Origin of the sequence: Streptococcus sp. SS-4456 (assembly GCF_036680365.1) — a bacterium.
Lineage (GTDB): Bacteria > Bacillota > Bacilli > Lactobacillales > Streptococcaceae > Streptococcus.
Genome location: NZ_JAVIHI010000083.1, coordinates 1 through 1,394, shown reverse-complemented (window position 1 = coordinate 1,394; position 1,394 = coordinate 1). Strand labels below are relative to the sequence as shown.

Below are 1,394 nucleotides of genomic sequence, written 5' to 3'. Positions count from 1 at the left end.
TACCCTTGACCAGCTTGTTCCTGCAGATCATTTCCTGCGCCAAGTGGAAGCTGTGATTGACTTCGACTTCATTTATGACCTAATAGAAGATACCTATTCGTCTGATAATGGTCGTCCTAGTCTTGACCCTGTCATGTTAGTTAAAATTCCTCTGATTCAGTGCTTTTATGGTATTCGTTCCATGCGTCAGACCATCAAGGATATTGAAGTCAACACTGCCTATCGCTGGTTTTTAGGTTTGACTTTGGATGATAAGGTTCCTCACTTCACGACATATGGAAAAAACTATTCCCGTCGCTTTCAAGAGAAAGGGTTGATTGAGGGGATTTTCACGCATATTCTTGGGCTGTGTATCAATGCAGGCCTGATTGACCCGACGGAGATGTTCATAGACGGAACTCATATTAAGGCTGCGGCTAATAATCGTAAGTTTATCAACCAAGAGGTGGAAAAGCAGGCCAAATTCATGAGTGAACAGCTGGAAATCGAAATTAATCAAGATCGGGTAAAGCACGGAAAAAAGCCGCTCGGGCCCGCCAAAGAGCCAGAGCCCATCGCTAAGAAAATCTCCACAACCGACCCAGAAAGTGGCTGGTTCCACAAAGGTGAGCATAAGGAAGTTTTCGCTTATTCTGCCCAAGTTGCCTGTGATAAGTATGGCTGGGCACTTGCTTATAGTGTTGAGGCTGGTAATATCCATGACAGTCAGGCTTTTCCTGCACTTTTCGCCAAGCTTGAACCCTTGAAACCAGAGTATATCATTGCGGATTCGGGCTATAAAACTCCCAGTATTGCCAAGTTTCTAATTGATAAGGAAATCACTCCTGTCCTTCCCTACACCCGTCCCCGTGGGAAGAAGGGACAACTTCGTCCTAAAGATTTTGTCTATGACGAACACTTCGATTGTATCCTGTGTCCTGAACATCAGGCCTTGACCTATCGCACGACTACCCGAGAAGGCTACCGAGAATACAAAAGTGATCCTGCAATTTGTGCCAACTGTCCCCTATTATCAGTATGTACGACCAGTAAGAACCATCAAAAAGTTGTCACACGGCATATTTGGAAGGAGTATTTGGAACAGAGCGAGGATATTCGTCATCAAAGAGGGATGAAGGAGCTCTACCAACATCGGAAAGAGACGATTGAACGGCTATTTGGCACAGCCAAGGAATACCATAATCTGCGCTACACGAGAGAAAAAGGCAAGTCCAAAATGGAGGATAAGATTGGACTGACTTTGGCGTGCTTAAATCTCAAAAAACTAGTTAAAAGGATGACAAGAAGGCCTTTTTATTTTGTCCAGATGGGGTGGTTTCAGCATTAAAACAGCCATTTTTCTCTAAAAACAGTAAAAAAGACAAACACCAAAACGATGTTTGTCTGCAATCTGA

Annotated in this window: 1 pseudogene; it reads left to right on the top strand. The window is 43.8% G+C overall.

Going from position 1 to position 1,394, the window contains the following annotated elements:
- Positions 1–1,394, top strand: a pseudogene (locus tag RFK25_RS11425) (IS1182 family transposase); the annotation flags it as partial.